This is a genomic window from Paenibacillus lignilyticus, from assembly GCF_017942085.1.
Classification (GTDB): domain Bacteria; phylum Bacillota; class Bacilli; order Paenibacillales; family Paenibacillaceae; genus Paenibacillus_Z; species Paenibacillus_Z lignilyticus.
The window spans coordinates 1-1,298 of the sequence record NZ_JAGKSP010000044.1 but is presented as its reverse complement, the minus strand read 5'-3'; the positions used below and the strand labels follow the sequence as shown (position 1 = coordinate 1,298).

At 54.5% G+C, this 1,298-nt stretch carries 2 protein-coding genes; one reads left to right on the top strand and one right to left on the bottom strand.

The genetic code is table 11. The features are described from left to right. The first annotated feature begins 224 nt into the window (after positions 1 to 224). The gene (locus I8J30_RS32580) at positions 225 to 605 is read left to right on the top strand and encodes a hypothetical protein (RefSeq protein ID WP_210664498.1); all 381 of its coding nucleotides are present in this window, start codon (positions 225 to 227) and stop codon (positions 603 to 605) included. 488 nt (positions 606 to 1,093) lie between these two features. Here the strand turns inward: I8J30_RS32580 and I8J30_RS32575 are convergent. Next, a partial coding sequence (locus I8J30_RS32575) for a hypothetical protein (RefSeq protein ID WP_210664497.1) occupies positions 1,094 to 1,298 on the bottom strand: 205 nt, incomplete at its 5' end.

The window sequence follows — 1,298 nt, the reverse complement described above, 5'->3', positions numbered from 1 at the left end:
GCGGCTTCCCCGGCGGCGGGGGCGGCGGATTTCCGCCTGGGCCGGGGCCAGGGCCTGGACCGGGACCCGGACCGGGACCATTCCCACCTGGACCAGGACCATTCCCACCTCCACCGTTCCCACCTGGACCAGGACCATTCCCACCTCCACCGTTCCCATTTCCGATTCCGATCCCTATTCCGATTCCGGGACCGGGACCGTTCCCAGGACCGGGTCAGCGGTTTGTGCGGGTCGTCATCAACGGCGGAACGTTCTTCCCTTGGGTAACACAGGTGTATAACGTAAGACACTTCCCGAACATGACCTTAGCGCAAGCACTCGCAGGCACAGGTGTTGTACGCTTCGGCAATAACGGCCGTATCATATCCGTCAATGGCGTTGCTACTGTCGGCAGCGTTGACACCATTCTGCGCCTCAACGGCCGCCGTATTCCGGAGTCGCTGCTGTACCTGCCGGTTCAATTCAACGATACCGTTGGTCTTGAGCTCACCGTATCCCCATTCGGTGGCCCGCGCGGGGATGATGAGCATTTCGGACTTCACCCCGACCAAATCGAAAACAACTACGAACAGCTTAAGCTCTTGGAAGAAAACAACCAAGGCTAACTTGGATAGCAAAACCCGCCCGCAGTTATTACTGCAGGCGGGTTTTTGTTTTGGGCATTGGCTGCTTCTCAGTGCGCAAGCGCGATGGTGGTTTTCCCGACTCTCTGCAACCGGCGCTGAGGTAGATTAGTTAATTTGACTGCTGAGAGGCGGATTTCCTGACTCTCAGCGATTTATCGACGCAGTTTCGGCGGCGATAGTAGGGTTTTCCGTCTCTCACTTCAACTCGTCTGGCCATATTAGTTAGTTTGACTTCTGAGAGCCGGTTCTTCCGACTCTCAGCTTCTTTTCAGCGCAGTTTCGGCCGCGAGCGTCGGATTTTCCGTCTCTCACTTCAACACATCAGGCCAAATTAGTTAGTTTGACTACTGAGAGCTGGTATTTCCGACTCTCACTTCCACCACCTGCGACAAGCAGGTTACTTGGTACCTGAAAGTCCATTTTCGAACTCTTAGCTTCTTTTCGGAGCAGTTTCGACGGTGAGAGGCTCATTTTGAGACGCTCACTTCCACCACCTGTGACAAGCAGGTTACTTGATACGCTGAGAGTTCCATTTTCGCACTCCCAGCTTCTTTTCGGAGCAGTTTCGACGGTGAGAGGCTCATTTTGAGACGCTCACTTCCACCACCTGTGACAAGCAGGTTACTTGATACGCTGAGAGTTCCATTTTCGCACTCCCAGCTTCTTTTCGGA